At 71.4% G+C, this 21,754-nt stretch carries 26 protein-coding genes; 17 read left to right on the top strand and 9 right to left on the bottom strand.

What is annotated here, in order from left to right:
- Nucleotides 1-12: 12 nt before the first annotated feature.
- The 5 genes from ABZ948_RS34160 (at nt 13) to ABZ948_RS34180 (ending at nt 5,835) form a co-directional block, all read left to right on the top strand.
- Entirely contained in the window at nt 13-288 is a 276-nt protein-coding gene (locus ABZ948_RS34160) for a ubiquitin-like small modifier protein 1 (RefSeq protein WP_010035955.1), read from the top strand.
- Between the two features lie 447 nt (nt 289-735).
- A complete protein-coding gene (locus tag ABZ948_RS34165; RefSeq protein ID WP_003986833.1) occupies nt 736-939 on the top strand; it encodes a cold-shock protein in 204 nt (67 codons plus the stop codon).
- Nucleotides 940-1,268: 329 nt separating this feature from the next.
- Complete coding sequence (gene groL, locus ABZ948_RS34170; protein WP_033312255.1) at nt 1,269-2,891, top strand: chaperonin GroEL; 1,623 nt, start codon at nt 1,269-1,271, stop codon at nt 2,889-2,891.
- A gap of 180 nt (nt 2,892-3,071) precedes the next feature.
- Nucleotides 3,072-4,193: an NADH:flavin oxidoreductase gene (locus tag ABZ948_RS34175; RefSeq protein ID WP_359766215.1), complete on the top strand. Its 1,122-nt coding sequence runs from the start codon at nt 3,072-3,074 to the stop codon at nt 4,191-4,193.
- Nucleotides 4,194-4,278: 85 nt separating this feature from the next.
- Entirely contained in the window at nt 4,279-5,835 is a 1,557-nt protein-coding gene (locus tag ABZ948_RS34180; protein ID WP_359766217.1) for a carboxylesterase/lipase family protein, read from the top strand.
- A gap of 4 nt (nt 5,836-5,839) precedes the next feature.
- Here ABZ948_RS34180 and ABZ948_RS34185 read toward each other — a convergent pair whose 3' ends face one another.
- The 4 genes from ABZ948_RS34185 to ABZ948_RS34200 form a co-directional block, all read right to left on the bottom strand.
- On the bottom strand, nt 5,840-6,415 hold the full coding sequence (locus ABZ948_RS34185; protein ID WP_359766218.1) for a hypothetical protein: 576 nt from the start codon (nt 6,413-6,415) through the stop codon (nt 5,840-5,842).
- A complete protein-coding gene (locus ABZ948_RS34190) occupies nt 6,363-7,238 on the bottom strand; it encodes a hypothetical protein (RefSeq protein WP_359766220.1) in 876 nt (291 codons plus the stop codon). The genes ABZ948_RS34185 and ABZ948_RS34190 overlap by 53 nt, the downstream gene beginning before the upstream one ends.
- Before the next feature lie 248 nt (nt 7,239-7,486).
- The gene (locus ABZ948_RS34195) at nt 7,487-7,684 is read right to left on the bottom strand and encodes a DUF397 domain-containing protein (RefSeq protein WP_359766222.1); all 198 of its coding nucleotides are present in this window, start codon (nt 7,682-7,684) and stop codon (nt 7,487-7,489) included.
- Nucleotides 7,668-8,507, bottom strand: coding sequence for a helix-turn-helix domain-containing protein (locus tag ABZ948_RS34200; protein WP_359766223.1), 840 nt, complete (start codon nt 8,505-8,507; stop codon nt 7,668-7,670). The genes ABZ948_RS34195 and ABZ948_RS34200 overlap by 17 nt, the downstream gene beginning before the upstream one ends.
- A gap of 114 nt (nt 8,508-8,621) precedes the next feature.
- Between ABZ948_RS34200 and ABZ948_RS34205 the strand changes: the two genes are divergently transcribed.
- The 7 genes from ABZ948_RS34205 (at nt 8,622) to ABZ948_RS34235 (ending at nt 13,205) form a co-directional block, all read left to right on the top strand.
- Entirely contained in the window at nt 8,622-8,870 is a 249-nt protein-coding gene (locus tag ABZ948_RS34205; protein ID WP_359766225.1) for a hypothetical protein, read from the top strand.
- A 361-nt stretch (nt 8,871-9,231) separates the two neighbouring features.
- Nucleotides 9,232-9,396 carry a hypothetical protein gene (locus ABZ948_RS34210; RefSeq protein ID WP_359766227.1) on the top strand — a complete coding sequence of 55 codons (165 nt, stop codon included), beginning with the start codon at nt 9,232-9,234 and terminating at the stop codon, nt 9,394-9,396.
- 103 nt (nt 9,397-9,499) lie between these two features.
- Nucleotides 9,500-10,363, top strand: a complete 864-nt coding sequence (locus tag ABZ948_RS34215; RefSeq protein WP_359766229.1) for an HTTM domain-containing protein — start codon at nt 9,500-9,502, stop codon at nt 10,361-10,363.
- Nucleotides 10,360-11,367, top strand: coding sequence for an alpha/beta fold hydrolase (locus ABZ948_RS34220; protein WP_359766231.1), 1,008 nt, complete (start codon nt 10,360-10,362; stop codon nt 11,365-11,367). The genes ABZ948_RS34215 and ABZ948_RS34220 overlap by 4 nt, the downstream gene beginning before the upstream one ends.
- Nucleotides 11,364-11,909: a hypothetical protein gene (locus tag ABZ948_RS34225; RefSeq protein ID WP_359766233.1), complete on the top strand. Its 546-nt coding sequence runs from the start codon at nt 11,364-11,366 to the stop codon at nt 11,907-11,909. Before ABZ948_RS34220 ends, ABZ948_RS34225 begins: the two co-directional genes overlap by 4 nt.
- A gap of 3 nt (nt 11,910-11,912) precedes the next feature.
- Nucleotides 11,913-12,671, top strand: a complete 759-nt coding sequence (locus ABZ948_RS34230) for a class I SAM-dependent methyltransferase (protein WP_359766235.1) — start codon at nt 11,913-11,915, stop codon at nt 12,669-12,671.
- 24 nt (nt 12,672-12,695) lie between these two features.
- Complete coding sequence (locus ABZ948_RS34235) at nt 12,696-13,205, top strand: DUF6624 domain-containing protein (RefSeq protein ID WP_359766237.1); 510 nt, start codon at nt 12,696-12,698, stop codon at nt 13,203-13,205.
- A gap of 9 nt (nt 13,206-13,214) precedes the next feature.
- Here the strand turns inward: ABZ948_RS34235 and murQ are convergent, their stop codons facing one another.
- Complete coding sequence (gene murQ / locus ABZ948_RS34240) at nt 13,215-14,150, bottom strand: N-acetylmuramic acid 6-phosphate etherase (protein WP_359766239.1); 936 nt, start codon at nt 14,148-14,150, stop codon at nt 13,215-13,217.
- Nucleotides 14,151-14,196: 46 nt separating this feature from the next.
- Nucleotides 14,197-15,132 carry a MurR/RpiR family transcriptional regulator gene (locus ABZ948_RS34245; protein ID WP_359766241.1) on the bottom strand — a complete coding sequence of 312 codons (936 nt, stop codon included), beginning with the start codon at nt 15,130-15,132 and terminating at the stop codon, nt 14,197-14,199.
- 55 nt (nt 15,133-15,187) lie between these two features.
- Here ABZ948_RS34245 and ABZ948_RS34250 point away from each other — a divergent pair, with 55 nt between their 5' ends.
- Both ABZ948_RS34250 and ABZ948_RS34255 read left to right on the top strand, forming a co-directional pair.
- A complete protein-coding gene (locus ABZ948_RS34250; RefSeq protein WP_359766243.1) occupies nt 15,188-15,571 on the top strand; it encodes a DUF8819 family protein in 384 nt (127 codons plus the stop codon).
- Between the two features lie 7 nt (nt 15,572-15,578).
- Nucleotides 15,579-15,866, top strand: coding sequence for a DUF4031 domain-containing protein (locus ABZ948_RS34255; RefSeq protein ID WP_359766245.1), 288 nt, complete (start codon nt 15,579-15,581; stop codon nt 15,864-15,866).
- Between the two features lie 36 nt (nt 15,867-15,902).
- Here the strand turns inward: ABZ948_RS34255 and ABZ948_RS34260 are convergent, their stop codons facing one another.
- Nucleotides 15,903-16,958, bottom strand: coding sequence for a GNAT family N-acetyltransferase (locus tag ABZ948_RS34260; protein ID WP_359766265.1), 1,056 nt, complete (start codon nt 16,956-16,958; stop codon nt 15,903-15,905).
- A gap of 103 nt (nt 16,959-17,061) precedes the next feature.
- The gene (locus tag ABZ948_RS34265; RefSeq protein WP_359766247.1) at nt 17,062-17,706 is read right to left on the bottom strand and encodes an HD domain-containing protein; all 645 of its coding nucleotides are present in this window, start codon (nt 17,704-17,706) and stop codon (nt 17,062-17,064) included.
- Nucleotides 17,707-17,753: 47 nt separating this feature from the next.
- On the opposite strand from ABZ948_RS34265, the gene ABZ948_RS34270 reads away from it, so the two are divergent.
- Together ABZ948_RS34270 and ABZ948_RS34275 are read left to right on the top strand one after the other, a co-directional pair.
- Entirely contained in the window at nt 17,754-18,434 is a 681-nt protein-coding gene (locus tag ABZ948_RS34270; RefSeq protein WP_359766249.1) for a maleylpyruvate isomerase family mycothiol-dependent enzyme, read from the top strand.
- 105 nt (nt 18,435-18,539) lie between these two features.
- Nucleotides 18,540-19,232 carry a copper homeostasis protein CutC gene (locus ABZ948_RS34275; RefSeq protein ID WP_359766250.1) on the top strand — a complete coding sequence of 231 codons (693 nt, stop codon included), beginning with the start codon at nt 18,540-18,542 and terminating at the stop codon, nt 19,230-19,232.
- Nucleotides 19,233-19,245: 13 nt separating this feature from the next.
- On the opposite strand, the gene ABZ948_RS34280 is transcribed toward ABZ948_RS34275, so the two are convergent.
- Nucleotides 19,246-21,285 carry a HelD family protein gene (locus ABZ948_RS34280; RefSeq protein ID WP_359766252.1) on the bottom strand — a complete coding sequence of 680 codons (2,040 nt, stop codon included), beginning with the start codon at nt 21,283-21,285 and terminating at the stop codon, nt 19,246-19,248.
- A 273-nt stretch (nt 21,286-21,558) separates the two neighbouring features.
- Here ABZ948_RS34280 and ABZ948_RS34285 point away from each other — a divergent pair, with 273 nt between their 5' ends.
- Nucleotides 21,559-21,750 carry a hypothetical protein gene (locus ABZ948_RS34285; protein ID WP_114253764.1) on the top strand — a complete coding sequence of 64 codons (192 nt, stop codon included), beginning with the start codon at nt 21,559-21,561 and terminating at the stop codon, nt 21,748-21,750.
- The last annotated feature ends 4 nt before the right edge of the window (nt 21,751-21,754 follow it).

Below are 21,754 nucleotides of genomic sequence, written 5' to 3' on the forward strand. Positions count from 1 at the left end.
GGTTTTGAAGTCATGAGCGTCACCGTTCGCATCCCCACCATCCTGCGTACCTACACCGGTGGGCAGGCCGAGGTCGCCGCCGAGGGGGCGACCCTCGGGGAGGTCATCGCCGATCTGGAGAAGAACCACACCGGGATCGCCGCCCGCGTGCTGGACGACCAGGGCAAGCTGCGCCGGTTCGTCAACGTGTACGTGAACGACGACGACGTGCGGTTCGAGCAGGGGCTGGAGACGGCGACGCCGGACGGTGCCGGCGTGTCGATCATCCCCGCCGTCGCCGGTGGCTGAACCGGTCGACCGGCCCGATTGTTACTTGCGGTAACGGTCGTCACCGAGAGTTCATCGAATTGCCCCCTCCGTGAGAGAAGCGGAGGGGGCAATTCAGTGTGGTTGAGCGGGGTACAGTTGGGGAACGCGATGCCGATCCCCTGATCGGAAACCCTGAATTCCTGCCGCACGCCCGACAAGATGTAGCCAAAGTGTGTGTGTCTTTCGCGGCTTTTGTTCCCTTTGTGTGGCCCGACTTGCCCTGAATTCAGACGAATTCTCCCCACATTCCGGATGCCGTGCGTCCAGAATTCTCGTCCGATTGACCTGTTGCAGACGGCAGTTGGACAGATACATTCAGCCGCGGTCGACGCGTTCCGGCGCACGCCCCCAACCGTGGGGGGTGAGGTCTGACCCGGATCCGCGAAGTGTGGATCTGTGCAAGGGCCAGTAATAGGGGAGTTAGGCATGGCTCAGGGCACCGTCAAGTGGTTCAACGCGGAGAAGGGGTACGGCTTCATCGCGGTCGACGGTGGTGCGGATGTTTTCGTCCACTACAGCGCGATCCAGATGGACGGTTACCGCACCCTGGAAGAGGGCCAGCGGGTTGAGTTCGAGATCTCGCAGGGCCAGAAGGGTCCGCAGGCCGACATGGTTCGCGTCGCCGGCTGAACGCGTTCCACGACCAACCGCAAGCGACCGGTCTTCTCTGAAGGGCCCGTACCCCCCGGGGTGCGGGCCCTTCGGCCTGTTCGAAGGCCCTGCCGGACGGTGTTCGCGGGTGGCTGAGCGCCCCGCCCGAACCCCGAGAGGCGCTTGCACTCGCAGGGGTCGAGTGCTAATCATTGCGTTAGCACTCTGAAGGTGAGAGTGACAACGTAAGGACCGGGTCGGTGAGGCCACGGACCGGGTGGGGCAAGGAACCACCGGTCGGGGCCGTCCGTCGCGGGCGCGGGCGCGGTCCGAAGTAATCACCCCCAGTCCTGGAGGGACCACTTCACATGGCCAAGATCATCGCGTTCGACGAGGAGGCGCGGCGCGGCCTCGAGCGCGGCATGAACCAGCTCGCGGACGCCGTGAAGGTGACGCTCGGCCCCAAGGGCCGCAACGTCGTCCTCGAGAAGAAGTGGGGCGCGCCCACGATCACCAACGATGGTGTCTCCATCGCCAAGGAGATCGAGCTCGAGGACCCGTACGAGAAGATCGGCGCCGAGCTGGTCAAGGAAGTCGCCAAGAAGACGGACGACGTCGCCGGTGACGGTACGACCACCGCGACCGTTCTCGCCCAGGCCCTGGTCAAGGAAGGCCTGCGCAACGTAGCCGCCGGCGCCAACCCGATGGCCCTCAAGCGCGGTATCGAGAAGGCCGTCGAGGCCGTCTCCGCCGCCCTGCTGGAGCAGGCGAAGGACGTCGAGACCAAGGAGCAGATCGCTTCCACGGCCTCCATCTCCGCCGCCGACACCCAGATCGGCGAGCTCATCGCCGAGGCCATGGACAAGGTCGGCAAGGAAGGCGTCATCACCGTCGAGGAGTCCCAGACCTTCGGTCTGGAGCTGGAGCTCACCGAGGGCATGCGCTTCGACAAGGGCTACATCTCGGCGTACTTCGCGACCGACATGGAGCGTATGGAGGCCGTCCTCGACGACCCGTACATCCTGATCGCGAACTCCAAGATCTCGAACGTCAAGGACCTGCTCCCGCTCCTGGAGAAGGTCATGCAGTCGGGCAAGCCGCTGCTGATCATCGCCGAGGACGTCGAGGGCGAGGCCCTGTCGACCCTGGTCGTCAACAAGATCCGCGGCACCTTCAAGTCCGTCGCCGTCAAGGCCCCGGGCTTCGGCGACCGCCGCAAGGCGATGCTGCAGGACATCGGCATCCTCACCGGCGGCGAGGTGATCTCCGAGGAGGTCGGCCTCAAGCTGGAGAACGCCACGCTCGACCTGCTGGGCAAGGCCCGCAAGGTCGTCATCACCAAGGACGAGACCACCATCGTCGACGGTGCCGGCTCCGCCGACCAGGTCCAGGGTCGCGTGAACCAGATCCGCGCCGAGATCGAGAACAGCGACTCGGACTACGACCGCGAGAAGCTGCAGGAGCGCCTGGCGAAGCTCGCCGGCGGTGTCGCGGTCATCAAGGCCGGTGCCGCCACCGAGGTGGAGCTCAAGGAGCGCAAGCACCGCATCGAGGACGCCGTGCGCAACGCCAAGGCGGCCGTCGAGGAGGGCATCGTCGCCGGTGGTGGCGTGGCCCTGCTGCAGGCCTCCCAGGTCTTCGAGAAGCTGGAGCTCGACGGTGACGAGGCGACCGGCGCCAACGCCGTGAAGCTCGCGCTGGAGGCCCCGCTGAAGCAGATCGCCGTCAACGGTGGTCTCGAGGGCGGCGTCGTCGTGGAGAAGGTGCGCAACCTCCAGGTCGGCCACGGCCTGAACGCCGCGACCGGCGAGTACGTCGACATGATCGCCGAGGGCATCATCGACCCGGCGAAGGTGACCCGTTCCGCGCTGCAGAACGCCGCCTCCATCGCCGCGCTGTTCCTCACCACCGAGGCCGTCATCGCCGACAAGCCGGAGAAGGCCGCCGCGCCCGCCGGCGGCGGCATGCCGGGCGGTGACATGGACTTCTGATCGACCCGGTCGGTCAACGTCCTTTCCGAGGGCGGCACTCCCTGTTCCGACAGGGAGTGCCGCCCTCGGGCGTGTCCGGGATCACAGTGGGGGCGGGATGCCATGGGCGGGGCCGGGCTGTTGGAATGAGCGCCCTATGCGTATGCACATACCGTCCGGTACCTCCCGAGGAGTCCCCACGTGACCGTCGCCGCCTCCCGCGCCGCCGAAATCCTGTCCCGGCCCGTCACCCTGGGCGGTCTGACCGTCCCCAACCGGATCGCCATGGCGCCCATGACGCGCATGTTCTCCCCGGGCGGCGTGCCCGGTGAGGACGTCGTCTCCTACTACGGGCGCCGCGCCGCCGCCGGAGTCGGTCTGATCGTCACCGAGGGCACCTACGTCGGCCACGAGTCGGCCGGGCAGAGCGACCGGGTGCCGCGGTTCCACGGCGAGGAGCAGCTCGCGGGCTGGGCGAAGGTCGCCGAGGCGGTGCACGCCGCGGGCGGCACGATCGTGCCGCAGCTGTGGCACATCGGCATGGTCCGCAAGCAGGGCGAGCCGCCCTTCGCCGACGCCCCGGCCGTCGGCCCCTCCGGCGTGCGCACGGACGGCACCGAGGGCACCGGCAAGGTCATGACGCAGGCCGACATCGACGCCGTCATCGGCGCGTTCGCCGAGGCCGCTGCCGCCGCCGAGCGCATCGGCTTCGACGGCGTGGAGCTCCACGGCGCCCACGGCTACCTGCTCGACCAGTTCCTCTGGGAGGGCACCAACCGCCGCACCGACGCCTACGGCGGCGACCGGGTCGCCCGCGCCAGGTTCTCGGCGGAGATCGTCGCGGCGGTCCGCGAGAGCGTCTCGGCCGACTTCCCCGTCATCTTCCGCTACTCGCAGTGGAAGCAGGACGCCTACGACGCCCGCCTCGCCGAGACCCCGGAGGAGCTGGAGTCCATCCTGACCCCGCTCGCCGCCGCCGGCGTCGACGCCTTCCACGCCTCCACGCGCCGCTACTGGGTGCCTGAGTTCGACGACTCCGACCTGAACCTCGCCGGCTGGACCAAGAAGCTCACCGGCAAGCCCGCCATCACCGTCGGCTCGGTCGGCCTGAACGGAGGCGACTTCCTCAAGTCCTTCCAGGGCCACGGCGCCGAGGTCGGCGACCTCGACAACCTCCTGGACCGCTTCGAGCGCGACGAGTTCGACATGGTCGCCGTCGGCCGCGCCCTGCTCCAGGACCCCGAGTGGGCCCGGAAGATCCTGGACGGCCGTTTCACGGACCTGGCGCCGTACGACCCGGCCGCGCTGAAGTCGCTCACCTGACCCCGTCACCCGAGGCTCTGGATCTGCTTGCGTCAGTCAAGGACACTGACCGAGCGCCTGTTCACCGGCACGTGAGGAGATCCAGATGACGACGACCGAGTCCCGCCCGCCGGCGGACGGTCCGGCCGAGCGGTCCGCCCCGGTGGTGCGCACCACCGCCGGGGCGGTACGGGGCCGCAGGGAGGAGGGGCTCGCCGTCTTCCGCGGCATCCCCTTCGCCGCACCCCCCGTGGGCGAGGCCCGCTTCATGGCCCCGCGCCCCGCCCCCACCTGGGACGGCATACGGGACACCCACGCGTTCGGCCCGCCGCCCCCGCAGGACCTCGGCCTGATGGGCGGCCCGGGCCTGTTCGACGTGCCCCAGGGCGACGACTGGCTCACGGTCAACGTCTGGACCCCCGACCCCGACCCGGCGGCCCGCCGCCCCGTGATGGTGTGGATCTACGGCGGTGCCTACAAGCTCGGCCACGCCGGCAGTCCCGGCTACGACGCCCGGCACATCGCCACCGACGGCGATCTCGTCGTCGTGTCCCTGAACTACCGGGTCGGCATGGAGGGGTTCGCCCACATCGAGGGGGCGCCCGCCAACCGCGGCCTGCTCGACCAGGTGGCCGCGCTGGAGTGGGTGCGGGACAACATCGAGGCGTTCGGCGGCGACCCGGAGCAGGTCACCGTCTTCGGCGAGTCCGCGGGCGCGGGGTCCGTGGCCTCGCTGCTGGCGATGGCGGGCACGTCCGGACTGTTCCGGCGGGCGATCGCGCAGAGCGTGCCGGGGACGTTCTTCTCCGCCGAGCTGGCCCGGGACATCGGTACGGCGCTCGCCGCCGAGATGGGCCTGCGCCCCACGGTCGCCGACCTGTCGTCGGTGGACCCGCGCCGGCTGACCGCCGCGGGCGAGGCGCTGGGCCCGAAGATGCCGCAGTACCTCGACCGTTGGGGACAGGCGGCCCCCACCGTCACGCCCTTCTCCCCGGTGGTCGACGGCGAGGTCCTGCCGACCACCCCGTGGCGGGCCCTGGCGGCCGGTGCGGCGAAGGACGTCGACCTGCTCGTCGGCCACAACCGCGACGAGTACCGCCTGTTCATCGCCATGGCCGGGCAACTGGGCAAGATCACCGACGAGCGGGCGAGCGCGGCCCTGCGCCTGTTCGCCCCCGGCCCCGACGGGGAAGCGGCCTACCGCGCGGCGTTCCCCGACGCCTCTCCGAGCGAACTGTACGAACGCGTCCAGACGGACTGGCTGTTCAACATGCCCTCGCTGCACCTGGCCGAGGCGCAGCGCGCGGGCGGCGGCAGCGCGTACCTGTACGAGCTGACCTGGCCGGCCCCCGGCAACGGCGGCGCGCTCGGCGCCTGCCACGGGCTGGACATCCCGCTGCTGTTCGGCACGTTCGGGGCGGACCTGGGGGCTCTGCTGTTCGCGGGTGCGGAGCCGCCCGCGGAGGCCGAGGCGCTGTCGTCCCGTTTCCGGTTGTCCTGGACGTCGTTCGCGCGGACGGGCGACCCGGGCTGGCCCGCGTACGACGACGAGCGGCGGCTCGTACAGGTGCTGGACGCGGAGCCGGAGGTCAGGGCGTACCCGGAGGAGGCGTCGCGGCGCCTGTGGGAGGGGTACGACTTCGCTCCGCTGCCCCTGCTGTGACGGGCTAGAGGTTGCCCATCGGCTCGATGTCGACCCGCACCGGCGTCCCCCACACCCGCAGCACCTCGTAGTCGGTGAACTCGTGCACCAGCCGGTACGCCATGGCGGCCCGGGGCGCCCGGCGCTGGGCGGCGATGTACAGCTCGGCCTCCCGGCGGTCCCGGCGCGGGGTGCCGCACAGCTGCCACGTCTGGCCGTTCCACAGCTCCGGCAGCCAGCGCTGCTGGGGCTGGGGGCGGTCGCCGCGCACGCCGTAGCGGGACTGGACGGGTTCGGTGGGCTGCGGCTGGAGCGGGGCGGGGCCGCCGTTGTACTCGTCTCGGCGGGCGGCCCGGCGCCGGGTCTCGCACAGCAGGCACAGATCCGGGGCGCCCTCGTCGACCGGGCCGTTCGGATGCTCGGGGCAGCGGGTGCTGGGCGCGGCGTTCGAGACGCTCTCCTCCAGCAGGTCGAGAGCGCGCCGCAGATCGGCCTTCACCTCGTGCAGCTTGGCGTCCGGGGTGTCGGCGGTGAGGGCTTCCCCGTGTTCACCGAGAAGCCGGAGGGCACGGCCGAGGGCGGTCAGCTGGGCGTGGTTCATGCTGTCCATTGTCCTCAGTCGGCGGATTCTTCTCCCGGCGGCGTAGGGACATCGCGGCGCGGATCCTGGCCGCGTGGTCGTGTACGGAGGGGGCGGGCAGGGGTGCGGGGGGTTGTGCGGGGGCGCTTTCGCCCCGGCAGGCGCTGCAACGCCCCCCGGGTAGGGACTCCGGGCGTCCCGGCGCGCCGCAGTTCGCGCACTCCAGGACCCGTAGGGGCGGGCGCGGGGCCGGTGGGGGCGGGAGCTTGCTGGTCAGGCGGTTGCGGACCAGGGCGGCGGGGTGGTGGACGGGGGTCGGCAGGCCGGTCGTGAGGGCGCGCAGTACGTCGTCCTCCGAGGCGCCCCGCTCGAACCACTGCGTCACCAGCGGGGCGAGCGCCGCGCAGTCGCCCTGGGAGAGCGACAGCACGGGTGCCGTGCGGCCGAGGGCGGCCAGGAGGATGTGGGCGCGGGAGCGGGTGGGGCGCTGCGGTGGCTTCGGTACGTCGCCGCGGGTGAAGGCCGCCCACCAGTCATCGTCCCGGGCCGTGCGGGACCACCACGATCGGGTGATCCAGCGTGAGCTGCCGTCGTCCGCCGTGACGCACTCCCGGCCCCGGCGCAGGTGCCCTGCCCGCTGGATGCGGTTGAGGGCGGTGCTCAGGGCGCACTGGCCGTACGGGAGCTGTTTGGCCAGTGTCTTCACGGAGATGTCGGCGCCGTCGGGGAGGCGGTCGAGGTAGGCGGCGATCGCGGCTTCGCGGGGTGGGAGGTGCGCGAAGTCGTCTGGTGCGCCCGGGAGTTGGCCGGGGGTGGAGCGCTTGCCGTAGCCGGGGTTGGCCATTGGGTGCGCGGACGGGAGGGCAGGACTAAAGTGGGCGTTAGCCATGGGATCGCGGCATTCGATCTCGTAGGTAGGCCCCCGCAGGTGTTGGCGCACCGAGCGGGGGCCGTTGCTTATGCAGGCACGTTAGAGGTATGTGACTGTGCGTGGCAAGCCGGATGCGTCACGTCAACTCACGGGGTGGGAGGGTGGGTTGAGGCCCTCCACCCATTCCTTGAAAAGAGGGCTCGAAGCCCGGGTCCCGAAGCTCAGGCCGTCTCGTCCTTGAGGTTCGCGACGAACGCGGCCCAGGCGGTGGCCCGGAACACGAGCTTCGGGCCGTGGGGGTTCTTGGAGTCGCGGACGGGGACGAGTACGGCATGGCCGTCGGCCATCTCCAGGCAGTCGCCGCCGCTGCCGCCGCTGTAGCTGGACTTGCGCCAGGTGCCCTCAGTGATGCTCCTCATGGCCGTAATCCTGCGCGATGTCCTCGATGAGGGCCAGGGAGTCGGCCGGGGAGAGGGCGTATGCGGTGAGGAGTTGGAAGGTGCGCCGCTGGTACCGGACGGTGGCCGGGTCGTCCTCCAGTCGTCCCGTGCCGACACCCTCGAAGTACAGCAGCGGAGGCGCGTCCTCGAAGTCCATGAGCTTCATGGAGCCCTCCATCGACGCGTGAGCGCCCGCGCCGAACGGCAGCACCTGCACGATGACCCGGTTGCGGCGCACCAGCCCGGCGACATGGTGCAGCGCCTCCGCCATCACTTCCCGGCCGCCGGTCTGTCGCCGCAGGGCGGCTTCGTCGAGCACCGACCACAACAAGGGGCCTGTTGGATCGTCGAGGAGGGCTGTCCGGTCCATCCGGGCCGCCACCAGCTCCTCGATCACCTCCGCCGGTGCCGTGGGCCGGTACGCACGGAATACGGCCCGTGCGTACGCGGGCGTCTGCAGCAGCCCGGAGATCAGGAGCGGCGCGTACTGCCGGATCTCCGTGGCCTGCGCCTCCGCCTCCACCGCCTCCGCGAAATGGTCCGGGTACTTGGACTTCGCTGCTGCCGCACAGTTCCGCTGGAAGAAGTCCTCCGTCCCCAGCGCCTCGTCCAGCAGCCGCGCGTACTCCCGCTGCATCCGCCGCGTGCCCGCCTCCAGTTGGCCGATGAACGAGCCGCTCACGAACAGGCGCTGGCCGAGTTCCTCCTGGCTGAGGCCGGCCTTCTCGCGGGCGTGGCGGAGTTCCGCGCCGAGGAGGGCCCGAGGGGAGGAGGACGGGTCGAGATCCCTGGATCCGGGCATGGGCAACTCCCTGTCGTACACCTGGGGTTGTTGGGACGCCGTGTATGGCCAGGTTAGGCGCACGGCGACCACGCTGTGTGGTGAATCACAAACTCAGCGTGGAGGTAGGACAAGGTGCGCTCGACCGAAGAGATCGTGGAGTCGCTGCGGGAAGCCCTCGCGGGAGTCGGAGTCGTGCTGCCGTCCCTGTGCGTCGATCCGGTCACGGCCGCGAGTGAGGAGCCGTTCGCGCTGGTCGACCTCGGGCGCTGCAACGTGCGGACGGCCGAGCATCTGACCGACGTGCTCCGCTCGCTGCCGGTGGGGGAGGCGCTGCGGGCCCGGGTGCGGCAGTTGAATCGGGAGGGGCGGTGTATGTCGTGAGCTTCCGCACGAGCGAGTCGCGATTTCAAGCGAATTTTTTCAGCCTGCTCGGACGATTTTGGCCATCCCGGGCAAGGTCCGGACGTCCAGCGAAGTCCGTATGGCGCTTCTGGCCTGCCGGAAGGGCGGATCAGGGAAATCCACCGATCCGGAATGGGCGCCTCCGATCCGGCCTGTGAAATGGATCACAGAGATACCAGTGTGATCTGAGTTAATGTCCTCGTGACCAAACGGGGATCCAGAATAGGAAGTCGGCCGAGCTTCCTCCTGCTTCTTTTTACGGGGATTTCGGCGGTATTGAATTTCCTCTGGGGGTTTCGCTCGCCCAATTCCTGGGATCCTGACCTCAGGGAGGATCAAAATGCACCTTCTCACATCGATCGTGAATGAGGACGAGCGGCTCGAGGAGATCCGGCTCGACGCCGACCGGCCTGAGATGCCGAGCAGCACCGCGACTCCGATGCTGGCCACCCCGGTGGCCCTGACCGGCGCCATCGTCGCGACCAAGGCGGCCGGCATCTGGTAGCAGGCGGCAAGCGGGCCGTGCCTGTCCACAGGCACGGCCCGTCCTGTGAAGGCGGCCTCATGACGACGGGGAAGTACAGAAGGTGAAGTTCAGAGTTCCTGCCGTGATCGGCAAAGTGGTGGCCCCGCCCACCATCGGGCGCGATCGCGCGCTCACCGTCATGGAGCGGGTCAGCGCCGTGACCCACCTCATCAGCAGCCTGGAGAACCTCACCTCGGAGCGGGACCGGGAAGCCGGCGGTGTGAACCACTGGAAGGAAGTGCGCCGGAGCCACAGCAAGCGGCCCGCACTGGTCCGAAGGGCACTCGACGCCATCGGCGACCCGCGCCGCCTCCGCGGCATCCACGCGACGCGCGCGATCGCGGCGGCGTCCTTGCTGGTCCCGGGCACACCCCGGCGCTACCGGGCGGCGGCGAACGGCTATCTCGCGCTGACGTCCGTGGCGAACTACCTCACGCAGCCGTACGGCACCGACGGAACCGACCAGCTGAGCTTTCAGGTCCAGGCCGCCTCCGCAGTCGCGAGAATCACGGACAAACCCCGGCTGGTGGACGCTTGCCTGTGGTACGTGGCTCTCCAGTCGACCATGTCTTATGCCATGGCGGGCTATGCCAAACTGCCCAGTCATATATGGCGCTCGGGCGAGGCATTGCCCGGAGTGCTGCGCACCGAATCGTACGGTGACCGCGCCGCCTTCGAATTGGCGCAGCGGCATCCGGTGATGGCCAAGTTTTCTGCTCACGCGGTCCTGGCCCTGGAGTGCGCTTTTCCGGTCGTCTTTCTGGCCAAGGGCAGGCCGGCCCCGCTCGTGCTCGCCTCCATGGGGGCTTTCCACCTGGTCAACGCTCGCGTCATGGGGCTCGGCCGGTTCGTGTGGGCGTTCACGGCCACCTATCCCGCAGTCCTGTACGCGGTTCAGTCCCGTAGCGACTCGCCGTCCGCTGTCGTGGGCCGGAGTGCCTCATGACCGGGCGCCACGACACGGTGCCGCGGCTGGCGGCAGGGCTGCTCGCCGGCGCGGCCCTGACCGGGCTCGCCCGACAGGCGATGCGCCACCGACGGGTCGTGCGCGGCCAGGGGGACGAGGTTCTGTTCGAGACCGGGAGGCACAACGTCCTCGCCTACCGGTTCACCGAGGCCGCCACTTCCGTACCGGCCGGTGCCCCGGTCCTGGTGTTCGAGACCGGGATGGTCTCGACGGCGGAACACTGGTGCTGGGTGCAGCGGTCCCTCGGCCGGGACCATCCGACTCTCACGTACAGCCGGGCCGGCTACGGACGCAGTGAGTTCCGCGGCGACGAGCCGTTCACGCTCCGGTCCGCGGCACTCGACCTGGAGGACCTCGTCCGCCACGTGTGCGGTCAGCGCCCCGTCGTTCTCGTCGGGCACTCACTGGGTGGCTATCTGGCGATGCTCTCCGCCGAGTCGATGCGTGACCTCGTACGCGGTCTGGTGCTCGTCGACCCCAGCCATCCCGGTGAGCTCCTGCGCTCGCCCGCGCAGGCGAAGGGCGCGAAACAGATCACCTTCAACCTGACGTCGATGCCGCAGTCGACCCGCCTGGGTCTCGGAGAACTGCTGGCCACACCGCCCTGGGTGGACCTGCTCCCCGGAGATCTCCAGGGTCTCTGCCTCGATCAGTACCGCGATCGAAAGATGTGGACGGCGGCCCAACGGGAATGGCGGGCGACCCAGAAGGAATTCCTGGATTACCCGGGAAGCCTGCCCAAGATCGGTGTGCCCGTCCGTCTCGTGGCCGCTGATCGGACCCATGTGACGGACAAGACCGCGTCCGAACTCCACCGCGAGATCGTCGCGGCCGCGCCGGTGGGAGACATGCGGGTCATCGAGCGGGCCACGCACGACGAACTGCTGCTGCGCGCGTCACTGGCCTCTCAAGTGGCCGACGAGATACGGGAGTTCATGCGCGGTCTCGATGAGGGGCACCGTTCGGCGGAGGGAGCGTCGTGAGGAAGAAGGCCGACCCGGTGGCGGGCCTGATCGAAGTGGCCGTCGCCGGCTGGCTGGTGGTCACTCTGCTCAGTCAGCACCCGAACCGCGCGTTCGATCGTCTCCGGGCTCTGGATCCGATCGGCTTGCTGATCCCGAACTGGCGCTTCTTCGCTCCCTTTCCGGCCCGCCACGACTATCACGTCCTCTATCGCACGCTCTCCGTATCGGGTGAGCAGTCCGAGTGGAAGCAGGCGTCGTCCATCACGCCGCGCACCTGGAGCCATGCCGCCTGGTTCCCCAAACGGCGCGAAGAGAAAGGGATCTTCGATCTCTGCGTGAGCCTGGACAGTGCCGAACGCCTGGACGAGCCGGAGCAGTCACCGGCCTACTGCCTGCTGCGCGACTTCGTGGCCCGCCGGATCAGGGAGGAGGACCCCGTGCGGGACCGGCTCTCCGGATTCCAGTTCCTGCTCGTCCAGTACAGCGGCTACGACGACTCGGAACCCCCCGAGTACATCTTTGCCTCTCCGTTCATCGACGCGAAAGACGCGAGTGAGTAAGCCATGACGTACCCCACGCCCCGGGACTACGGCGAGCAGTTCGCCGAGTTCTACGACGAGCTCTTCCCGAAGGACGCCGCGGCCGACCAGGTGGCGGACGCGCTGAGCCGGCTCGTCGGCAGCGACGGAACGGCCCTGGAACTCGGCGTCGGAACCGGCCGCATCGCGATCCCGCTCGCCCAGCGCATCGCCCACGTCACCGGCGTCGACGTCTCCCCCGAGATGCTCGACCTGCTCAGGAGCGACGTCAGCCGCACCGGTGCCCGGGTGACCGCCGTCGAAGCGGACCTGCGCACCTACGCCGACGAGCAGCGGTACCCGCTGGTGTACGCCGTCTGCGGCACCCTGTCGATGCTGGTCGACGCGGACGCGCAGCGGGAGGCGGTGCGTCACGCGGCCGACCGCGTCGCCCCCGGCGGCCACCTCGTCGTCGAGACACACAACCCCCCGGGCATCCTCGCCATGACCGGGGGCCTTCCGAACTTCACGACGCTCGTCCCGTACCCGACCCCCGGCAGCGGCCTGGTCACCACGTGGAACATCAACGAGGCCACCTCCCTCTGGCGCGCCTCCCACCTGTGGATCAACAACGGCAGCCTCAGAATGGCCTCCGAACTCAGCCGCCTGACGACCCCCGAAGAAATCGAGTCCTACGCGACCAAGGCCGGCCTGCGCCCGGACCGGCTGGCCTCCGACTGGCACGGCACCCCCTACAACGAGGGCTCACCGACGTACGTGGCGACCTTCACCAAGCCCCATTAGCCCGTCTTCCAGGGGGAGCTCACGATGAACCAGGACCTCGCGGCCCTCGCCGAGGAGCTCACGGACATGGCCGCCGCCGATCACCGCGCCGCGACGAGCGGGGCGGCGAACAGCGACGACCCGGCCGAACAGTTGGCGTGGCGGCGGCTCACCGCCCGGCACGGAGACCGGCTGAACGAGATCATGGACGAGGTCGGCTGGCCCACCGCCGCCCTCGTCGGAGAGGATGCCGCCCGGGCCGCCTGGCTGGTCGCCCAGCACGCCGACCGGCAACTGGACGTGCAGCGGCGGGCCCTGCGGCTGCTGGAACAGGCCGTGGCGGCGGGTGCCGCCGAGGCCCGCGATCTCGCTTTCCTGCGCGACCGCACGCTCGTCAACGAGGGGCGGAAGCAGATCTACGGCACACAGATCGCCGGAGTGCGGGGGGACGGTTCGCCGATCCCCTGGCCCTGCGCGGAGCCCGAGCGCGTGGACCAGCTGCGCGCGAGCGTCGGGATCGAGCCGTTCGACGAGTACGTCGCCCGGTACCGCTGACCCGCGGGGTCAGTCCGTCGCCGCCGACAGGGCCGTTCGCAGATGGCCGTCGGACTGTTCCAGCAGGCGGGCCGCCGTCGGGCCGTCCACGGCGGCGAGGATCGTCAGGATCGCGTTCTTCACCTCGCCGTCCGTGGCGGACAGGGCCCGCTCGATCTCCTGGTCGTCGGCGCCGGTGGCGAGGGCGACGATGCGGTGGGAGCGGGCGCGGAGCTTGTCGTTGGAGGCGCGGACGTCGACCATCAGATTTCCGTAGGTCTTGCCCAGGCGGATCATCGTGATCGTCGAGATCATGTTGAGGACGAGCTTCTGCGCCGTACCGGCCTTCAGACGGGTGGAGCCGGTGAGCAGTTCGGGCCCGACGACGATCTCGATGCCGTGGTCGGCGGCGGCCGCGAGCGGACTGCCCGGGTTGCAGGCGAGGCCGACGGTGAGGGAGCCGCGGGCGCGGGCGTACTCGACGGCGCCGATGGCGTAGGGCGTGCGGCCGGAGGCGGAGATGCCGACCACCGTGTCGTCGCGGGTCAGGCCGAGGGGCTCCAGGTCGGACCGGGCCAGCTCCGGGGAGTCCTCCGCGCCCTCCACCGAGGTGACCACGGCCTGCGGGCCGCCCGCGATCAGGCCGACCACCCTGGACGGGTCGGTGTTGAACGTCGGCGGGCACTCCGAGGCGTCCAGGACGCCCAGCCGGCCCGCCGTGCCCGCGCCCGCGTAGACCAGGCGGCCGCCCCGGGCCATCCGCTCCGCCACGGCGTCGATCGCGGCGGCGATCCGCGGCAGCCGCGCCGCGACGGCCCCGGCCACGGTCGCGTCCTCCCCGTTCATCAGCCGCGCGATGTCGAGGGTGGGCAGCCGGTCGATGTCCGCGAGTTCCGGCCGGAAGGCCTCGGTGGTCAAGGACTCCAACTCGGCTCTCAGATCACGGGGGTCGGAGGTGGAGGTCATGGACGGCTCTTTCCGTGTCTTTCCGGTGCTGGGCGGGGCGGCTGCCTCAGGAACGGTGCCGGTGGGCCAGCGCCTCGTACGACGCCGAGAGCGCCGGCGCCGCCGACTCGTACGTCCGCTGCGCCACCCCCACGAACAGGCAGTCCACCACAAGGAGCTGGCCGGTCCGGGACGACATGGCCGCAGGGCGCAGCTCGCTCTCGCGCGCGGTGGACGTGGTGAGGACGTGGTCGGCGTACTGGGTGACGGGGCCGTCCGGGCGGCCGGTGATCGCCACCGTCGTCGCCCCGCGCTCGAAGGCGACGCGCAGCGGCTCGATGACATCGCCCGTCGACCCCGAGTGCGTGATGGCGATCGCCACGTCGCCCGCCCGCAGCTGCACCGCGTTCGTGACGGCCAGGTGCGGATCGCTGTGGGCGTGCGCTATCAGCCCTATGCGCAGCAGCTTCTGCGTGAGGTCCTGGGCGACCAGCCCGGACGCCCCCACGCCGTACACGTCGGTGCGGCGGGCCGTGGCCAGTGCCGTGACGGCCGCGCCCAGTTGGACCGTGTCGAGGCCGGCGGCCGTGTCGGCGAGGGTCTGCTGCTCGTCGTAGGCGAGCTTGGCGACCACGTCGGCGATCGGGTCGTCCACCGCGATGTCCGTCGTTATGGCCGGGGCCCGGCCGGACTGCTGCTGGGCGGCGAGGCCGGCCAGGGCGAGGCGCAGGTCCCGGTAACCCGGATAGCCGAGCAGGCGGGCGGTGCGTACGACGGTCGCCTCGCTGGTGCCGGTGAGCTCGGCGAGGCCGGTGACCGTGAGGGCCGCGCAGCCGGCCGGGTCGCCCGCGACGGCCTCGGCGACGCGCTGCATGGAACGCGTCATCGACGGCGCCAGCGTGCGGACCTTGGCCGCGAGGGCGGCGGGGGCGGGCGGGGTGCCGGCCGAGCCGGCCGGGCCGCCCCGCTCGCTGGCGAAAATTTCCTTCACTCTGCGGGTCACCACTGAAAGATATTTTCGGCTCGGCGTTGTGGTCAAGAGTGCGCACAATGGGGGCATGGACCCCATCAGCCCCCAGGAGCAGGCCCTGCACGCCGCGCGCGCCCTCGTGCTGGCCGACCTCGTCGCGGGACGCGTCGCCGAGGCGGACGTCGTCTCGCTGGTCGAGGAGTCCGTCACGCAGCGGCGGTGGTGGGTCGAGCAGTGGCCGGAGGGCGCGCCGTACGTGGCCGGGCTGGTCGCCCAGGACGTCCAGGACGCCCTGCTGGAGCGGTACGGCCGCTGGCCGCTGTGCCCGGTGTGCGGCGCGGGCGACCCGCACGCGCTGGACGTGGAACCGGAGTTGGGACCCGACCCGCACTGGGTGTGCGGCGAGGCGGGCGTGAAGGTGGCGGCGGTGGGATCGCTGGGCGAGGCGCTCGGCGGGGCCGCGTCCTCGTGAGGCCCCGGTGACGATCTACATCGACCCGCCGACCTGGCCCGGCCACGGCCGCATGTGGTCCCACCTGATCAGCGACGTCTCCTACGACGAACTCCACACCTTCGCCGCCCGCCTGGGCGTGCCCCGCCGCGCCTTCGAACGCGACCACTACGACATCCCGGCGCAGCGCTATGCGGAGCTGGTGGCGGCCGGGGCCGTGCAGGTCAGCAGCCGCGAGGTGGTACGACTGCTGCACGCGGCGGGGCTGCGGCGGCCGAAGGGGCGTCATCAGGCGCGGGATTCGCGCGGCTCGTAGGGCAGGTGCCCGGGTTCTCCGCGTGGGCCGGGGGTGTTACCGGGCGCCGGATGAGCGCAGTTCGTAGGTCAGGTGCTCGGGGTCCTCGGCGACCCGGGTGAACCCGGCCCGCGCCAGGACGTTCTGCGAGGGCAGGTTGTCCCGCTCGACGTTCGCCACGACGGTCCGGACCTCGTCCCGGTCCAGCGCCCAGGCCGACAACGCGCGCAGCGCCTCCGTGGCGTAGCCGTGGCCGCGGGCCGCCTCGACGAGGTCGTACCCGATCTCGACCCGGCCCGCCCCGTCCGGGACGCCGTGGAAGCCCATGGCGCCGAGCGCGCGGTCGTCCTCGCGGCGGACCAGCACGTACATGCCCCACTCCGGCCGGTGCACGCCGTCCTCGTACTGCTTGTACACCAGCCCGGCACCCACCCGCGTGCCCTCGATCGGGCCGCCCTCCAGCCACGCGAAGCCGCCGTCGCCGACCGTGGACAGGTCGGTCGCCGCCGCCGGGGTGACGCCCTCGAGGGTGAGCCGCTCGGTGTCGAGCACCAGGTTGTTGCTCCAGCGCCACGCGGTGACGGGCGCGCGGCCGGGCAGCTCGCCGCGGCCGGTGGCCCACAGCAGGGTCCGCCACGGCGTGGGCCCCGGCTGGACGTGCGGGAAGAGCCGGGTGAGCACGAAGTCGCACAGCGCGGGGTCCGGCTCGTACCCGATGCCGAGCCCCTCGGCGATGTCGTGGGTGTGCAGCAGCACCTCGGCCACGCCCATCGCGGCGAAGCCCTCGCGGTTGGCGCTGCGGAACGGGTACGGGTGGAAGGCCCGGACCTCGCGCGGGGTGGTCCGGACCGCGGCGGCCAACAGCACCCCCATCGCGCGGATCACGCGCAGCGCGCCCGCGTTGTCGGCGCCCTCCTCCAGGGACAGTTCGAACGGCGAGTACTCCTCGGGCTCCCGGCCCGCGAGCTGCCCCGCGTACGCGATCAGATCCTCGGCGATGTGCACGGCGGCCTCCCGGCAACTCCACTCCAGCCGCCCGGCCCGGGCCCCCTCCCAGTCCCGCCCGGTGACCGTCCCCAGCAGCCCGACACACTCGTCGACGGCCTGCTCCACCTGCTCCGCACCCGTTGTCCACATGGTGGGCAGGCTACGGGCGGGGCGGGGTCAGGGCGACGGGTTTTCCGGCGCGGGGCTGACGCGGTACGCGGCACTACCCCTAGGCCTCCAGCAGCTCCAGTTCCGAGCGCAGGTTGTAGCGGGCCGTCGGCTCCCACTCCGCCGCTCCGTGCGGGGTCCTGAACAGGCGTGGCAGGGCGAGGAGTTGGCGCAGGACCGCGGCCCGGCCGGTGCGGAAGGCGTCGTTCGGGACGAAGTGGTACTCCTCGCGGACGGCGGCGGTGTAGGCGGCGTACGCCGAGGGCGGCGAGGCCAGGATCGCGAGGTCGGCGTCGCACAGCACCTGGCCGTCGGGGTCGTCGTCGGCGGGGTCGTGGCCGACGGTGAGACGGACCAGGCGGGCCACTTCGGCGGTCTTCGCGGCCGGGACGCCGGCTTCCGGAAGGGCCCGTTCGGCGAGGCGGGCCGAGCGTTCCTCGTTCTCGGAGCGGTCGGGCAGGTAGACCGCGTCGTGGAACCAGGCGGCCAGGCGGACCACGTCCGGGTCCCTCGCGTACTTCTCCAGCACGTCGACCCGGTCCAGGACCGCCGCGAGGTGGGTGACCGTGTGGTAGCGGCGCTGCGGCTCCTGCCAGCGGGTGAGCAGGTTGTCCGCGTACGGCGCCGGGTTTGGACCGCCCGCCGGCCCCCGGGCCGCCTCCAGGGCACGGACGAAGCGGGCGCGCAGCGAGTCGAGATCGGCCATGGGGTCATTCTCCCGCCGACGGGTGCGTCGCACCTAGCGTGGGGTGTATGACGACTCCTGCTGATGTGCACGACGTACGGGACCCCGAGCAGCCCGGGCGGCTGCTCACGATCGAGCGTGACGCGCTGATCCCGCTGCTGCGGGGCAGGGCCGACGACGACTTCGCGCTGCCGGTCGCCGCGTGTCCGGGCTGGACGGTGCGGGCGGTGCTGGCGCACTGCTCGGCCGCGCTCACCCGCGTGGTGGAGAACCGCTTCGAGCCGGGCGTGTTCTCGCCCGAGTCGAACGACCGGGACATCGCCGAACGGGACGGCTGGAGCAACGCGCAGGTCGTCGACGAGCTGGAGCGCGGGATGACCGAGGCCGGGGCCGTGATCGCCCGGGCCGACGGGAAGCTGGACGGGCTCGCCCTGGGGGAGTGGGTGCACGCCGGGGACGTGCGCGAGGCCTTCGGCGAGCCGGGGGCGTACGGCGGGGCCGGGCTGCCGGACGCGCTCGACCTGCTCGCCCGGATCACCCGCGAGCGGGGGCGCGTGCCGCTGCACGCCGACCTCGACGACCGGGACGAGCCGCTGCGGCTGGGCGAGAGCGGCGGGGAGCGGCCCCCGGGGCGCTTCATCGGGGACGGGCCGACCCTGATCCGGCTGTACACGGGGCGGTCGGTCGACGGGGCACCCGCGTTCGAGCTGGCCGGGGTGGAGGCCGGGGAGCTGAACATCTTCGGGTGAGGGCGTGGCCCCGGGGGCTTGGGAGCCGGCGGGAGTGGGCAGCGTAGTCTGTGATTGGACTAGACCTGTCGCCGAACGCCGACGCCATGCCGACGAAGGGGCCCCATGAGCAAGCGTGCAGTCCTGGAGGTGATCGCCCTCGGGGTCGAGGACGCGGTCGCCGCCCAGGCGGGAGGCGCGGATCGCCTCGAACTGGTCACCGACATGGCGGCCGACGGGCTCTCGCCGTCGGCCGCCACCGTCGCCGGGATCCGCCGCGCCGTGGACATCGCGCTGCGGGTGATGATCCGGCCGGCCGCCGGATTCGCCGCGGGGGACGTCGAGCGGCTGGTGCGGGTGGCCGGTGAGCTGCGGGAGGCCGGGGCCGAGGAGTTCGTGCTCGGGTTCCTCGACGAAGGGGGCGCGCTGGATCTGGCCGCCGTGGAGCGGGTCGTCGCGGTGCTGGACGGCTGCCCCTGGACCTTCCACCGGGCCATCGACCGGGCCGCCGACCGGGACGCCCTGCGCAAGCAGCTCGACGGGATGCCGGGGCTCGACACATACCTGACGGCCGGGTCGGCGGACGGGGTCGACGGCGGGCTGCCCGTCCTGCTCGCGGAGGCCGGGCGGGCCGGGGAGCCGGGGTACGGGCAGCAGCTGCTGGTCGGGGGTGGGCTGCGGCTCGATCACGTGCCGGTGCTGGCGAAGGCCGGGGTCGACGGGTTTCACATCGGTGGGGCGGCTCGGCCGGGGGGATGGGGCGAGCCGGTGTCGGCGGAGGCCGTTGCGGTGTGGCGGGCCGCGGTGGACGGGGCCTAGGCGGACCTGGCCGCTAGGTGAGTTGGTCCGGCAAGGGGGCCGAGTGTGTCACCGTCAAGCCCGACACCGCTCGGGTCAGCGCCACGTACAGGCGGCGCAGCCCCGTCCGCTCGTCCGGTTCGCCGTCGACCACCGCGCTGGGCTCGTCCAGGACCACGTAGTCGTACTCCAGGCCCTTCGCCAGCGACGCGGGGACCAGGGTCAGGCGCGTGTCCTCGGTGGTCTCCTCGCCGGGGCCGAGGTAGGGGATGCCGGACTCCGCCAGCGCCCGGGCCAGTTCCGGCACGCGCGCGTCCGCCGCGATCAGGCCCGTCGAGCCCTCGTGGCGCAGCGACTCGCGGCAGGCGGCGACCACGTCGGTGGTCCCGGAGACCTCACGGACCTCGAAGCGGCCCGGGTTCTCGCGGATCGACACGACGGGCGTGAGGCCCGGGGCGATGTGCGGCAGCAGCCGGGAGGCGTACGTGATGACGTCCGTCGGCACGCGGAAACCGGCCGTCAGCTCCTCCACCACCGCCTCCCGCTTGCCGAGGTGGGCGAGCGCCTCCTGCCAACTGCGCGTCGCCCACGGCGCCGTGCCCTGCGCCAGGTCGCCGAGGACCGTCGCGCTGCCGGTGGTGCAGCGGCGGCCCACCGCCCGGTACTGCATGGGGGAGAGGTCCTGCGCCTCGTCGAGGACGACGTGCCCGAGGGAGTGCGTGCGCTGGATCAGGTCGGTGGCCTCGTCGACCAGGACGGCGTCGGCGGCCGACCACTTCGCCGACTTCACGCTGCGCGCCGGCTTCGCCCAGAGGATCGCCTTCTGCTCGTCCTCGTCGAGGACGCCCTCCGCGTGCGCGGCGAGGAAGTCCGCGTCCGACAGCAGGAGCAGCACCAGCTTCGCCGGGTCGACGGCCGGCCAGATCTGCTTGACCGCCGCCTTCACCGCGCTGTTGCGGGCCACGGCGTCCTGCACCCGGTCGTCCGGCGCCTCGCCCGAGCGCTCCATCTGCACCAGCACCGCGTGCGCGATGCGCTGCGGCAGGGCCTCGCGGGCGGCGCCGTAGCGGATGTCGCGGTCGAGCAACTCGCGGACGATGTCCTCCAGTTCGTACGCCGGGACCCGCCAGCGGCGGGAGCCGCGCACCACGACGACCGGCTCGGTGGGCATCGTGACGTGGGAGTAGAGGGCCCCGCGCAGCACCCGGGCCATGCGGGCGTCGCCCTTGACGACCGCGGCCGCCGCCTCGTCCGTGCCCTTGATCTCGACGTGCGCCACGAGGTCCTCGACCGTGGCCTGCCGCACGGTCAACTCGCCGAGCGCGGGCAGCACTTGCTCGATGTAGTGCAGGAAGGACCGGTTCGGGCCGATGACCAGCGTGCCGGTGCGGGCGAGGCGCTCGCGGTGGGCGTAGAGGAGATAGGCGACCCGGTGCAGGCCGACGGCGGTCTTCCCGGTGCCCGGGCCGCCCTGCACACACACCGTGCCGGAGAGACCGGACCGCACGATCTCGTCCTGCTCCGGCTGGATCGTCGCGACGATGTCCCGCATCGGGCCGACGCGCGGACGCTCGATCTCCTGCTGGAGCAGCTTGCTGGTGCGGGCCGCCTCGGCGGGGTCGGAGAGGTGCTCGTCCTCGTACGCCGTGATGTCGCCGCGGGTGTAGCCGAAGCGGCGGCGCAGCGCGACGTCCATCGGGTCCTTCTTGGACGCCCGGTAGAACGGCTGGGAGACCGGGGCGCGCCAGTCGATGACCATCGGGTCGCCGTCGGCGTCGTGCACATGCCGCCGCCCGATGTAGAAGCGCTCCCCTTCGGCCCCTTCCGCCTCCTCGGCACCCGGGGCGTGCAGGTAGTCGAGCCGGCCGAAGAACAGCGGGGTGTCGCTGAGGTCGGCCAGGGCCTTGATGCGCTCGTCGATCTGATGGGCGAGGACTTCGGCGTTGACCCAGTTCGCGGTGACGTCGCTGATGTCGAGGGCCTCGACGTCCTCGCGCATCGCCCGCAGGGCGGAGCGGGACGCGGCGAGGTGGGAGCGCTCACGGGACAGGGGATCGCCGACGGGCGTGGACACGGGGGTGCCTCCGGAAGGAAACCTGCTGAGGAGAGGACGGTGAGATGCCGGCCGGTTTCCGTCCGGTCGGCGGCACTCCGTGGTGGGAGGCGGGCAAGAGCGGAGATCTTAGAGGAGCGGGGGCGGCGAACGCGAACGGTTTTCGGCGTCCCCTAGGGGACGCCGCCCTCCTCCCTGAGGGGCGCGGGTCAGCCCGGGGACGTACGCGGCCCCCCGTGAGGTTCGGCCCCGAGACCGACGCGGGTCTTACGGGGCGAATCGCACCATGGAGACATGAGCGCAGCAACCATCCACCCTGCCCCGGCACCGGGCCGCCCGCCCGGCGCCACCGCCGTGTCCGGCAGTCACCGCCATCGCCTCGGCGATGCCCTGCGCGCCGTCAAGGTCTTCGCGGGCGCCGCCTTCGACGTGATCATCCTCGGCCAGTACGAAGAGGAAGTGGGCGTGGTCCGGCGCCACCGGTGACCGG

This window comes from Streptomyces olindensis, from assembly GCF_040645895.1.
GTDB lineage: Bacteria > Actinomycetota > Actinomycetes > Streptomycetales > Streptomycetaceae > Streptomyces > Streptomyces olindensis.

Bases quoted from the DNA above. Each gene is read 5' to 3' on its own strand.
- ABZ948_RS34160 (WP_010035955.1), top strand. From the start codon at position 13: ATGAGCGTCACCGTTCGCATCCCCACCATCCTGCGTACCTACACCGGT.
- ABZ948_RS34165 (WP_003986833.1), top strand. From the start codon at position 736: ATGGCTCAGGGCACCGTCAAGTGGTTCAACGCGGAGAAGGGGTACGGC.
- groL (WP_033312255.1), top strand. From the start codon at position 1,269: ATGGCCAAGATCATCGCGTTCGACGAGGAGGCGCGGCGCGGCCTCGAG.
- ABZ948_RS34180 (WP_359766217.1), top strand. From the start codon at position 4,279: ATGACGACGACCGAGTCCCGCCCGCCGGCGGACGGTCCGGCCGAGCGG.
- ABZ948_RS34185 (WP_359766218.1), bottom strand. From the start codon at position 6,415: ATGAACCACGCCCAGCTGACCGCCCTCGGCCGTGCCCTCCGGCTTCTC.
- ABZ948_RS34190 (WP_359766220.1), bottom strand. From the start codon at position 7,238: ATGGCCAACCCCGGCTACGGCAAGCGCTCCACCCCCGGCCAACTCCCG.
- ABZ948_RS34195 (WP_359766222.1), bottom strand. From the start codon at position 7,684: ATGAGGAGCATCACTGAGGGCACCTGGCGCAAGTCCAGCTACAGCGGC.
- ABZ948_RS34200 (WP_359766223.1), bottom strand. From the start codon at position 8,507: ATGCCCGGATCCAGGGATCTCGACCCGTCCTCCTCCCCTCGGGCCCTC.
- ABZ948_RS34210 (WP_359766227.1), top strand. From the start codon at position 9,232: ATGCACCTTCTCACATCGATCGTGAATGAGGACGAGCGGCTCGAGGAG.
- ABZ948_RS34220 (WP_359766231.1), top strand. From the start codon at position 10,360: ATGACCGGGCGCCACGACACGGTGCCGCGGCTGGCGGCAGGGCTGCTC.
- ABZ948_RS34230 (WP_359766235.1), top strand. From the start codon at position 11,913: ATGACGTACCCCACGCCCCGGGACTACGGCGAGCAGTTCGCCGAGTTC.
- ABZ948_RS34235 (WP_359766237.1), top strand. From the start codon at position 12,696: ATGAACCAGGACCTCGCGGCCCTCGCCGAGGAGCTCACGGACATGGCC.
- murQ (WP_359766239.1), bottom strand. From the start codon at position 14,150: ATGACCTCCACCTCCGACCCCCGTGATCTGAGAGCCGAGTTGGAGTCC.
- ABZ948_RS34250 (WP_359766243.1), top strand. From the start codon at position 15,188: ATGGACCCCATCAGCCCCCAGGAGCAGGCCCTGCACGCCGCGCGCGCC.
- ABZ948_RS34265 (WP_359766247.1), bottom strand. From the start codon at position 17,706: ATGGCCGATCTCGACTCGCTGCGCGCCCGCTTCGTCCGTGCCCTGGAG.
- ABZ948_RS34270 (WP_359766249.1), top strand. From the start codon at position 17,754: ATGACGACTCCTGCTGATGTGCACGACGTACGGGACCCCGAGCAGCCC.
- ABZ948_RS34275 (WP_359766250.1), top strand. From the start codon at position 18,540: ATGAGCAAGCGTGCAGTCCTGGAGGTGATCGCCCTCGGGGTCGAGGAC.
- ABZ948_RS34285 (WP_114253764.1), top strand. From the start codon at position 21,559: ATGAGCGCAGCAACCATCCACCCTGCCCCGGCACCGGGCCGCCCGCCC.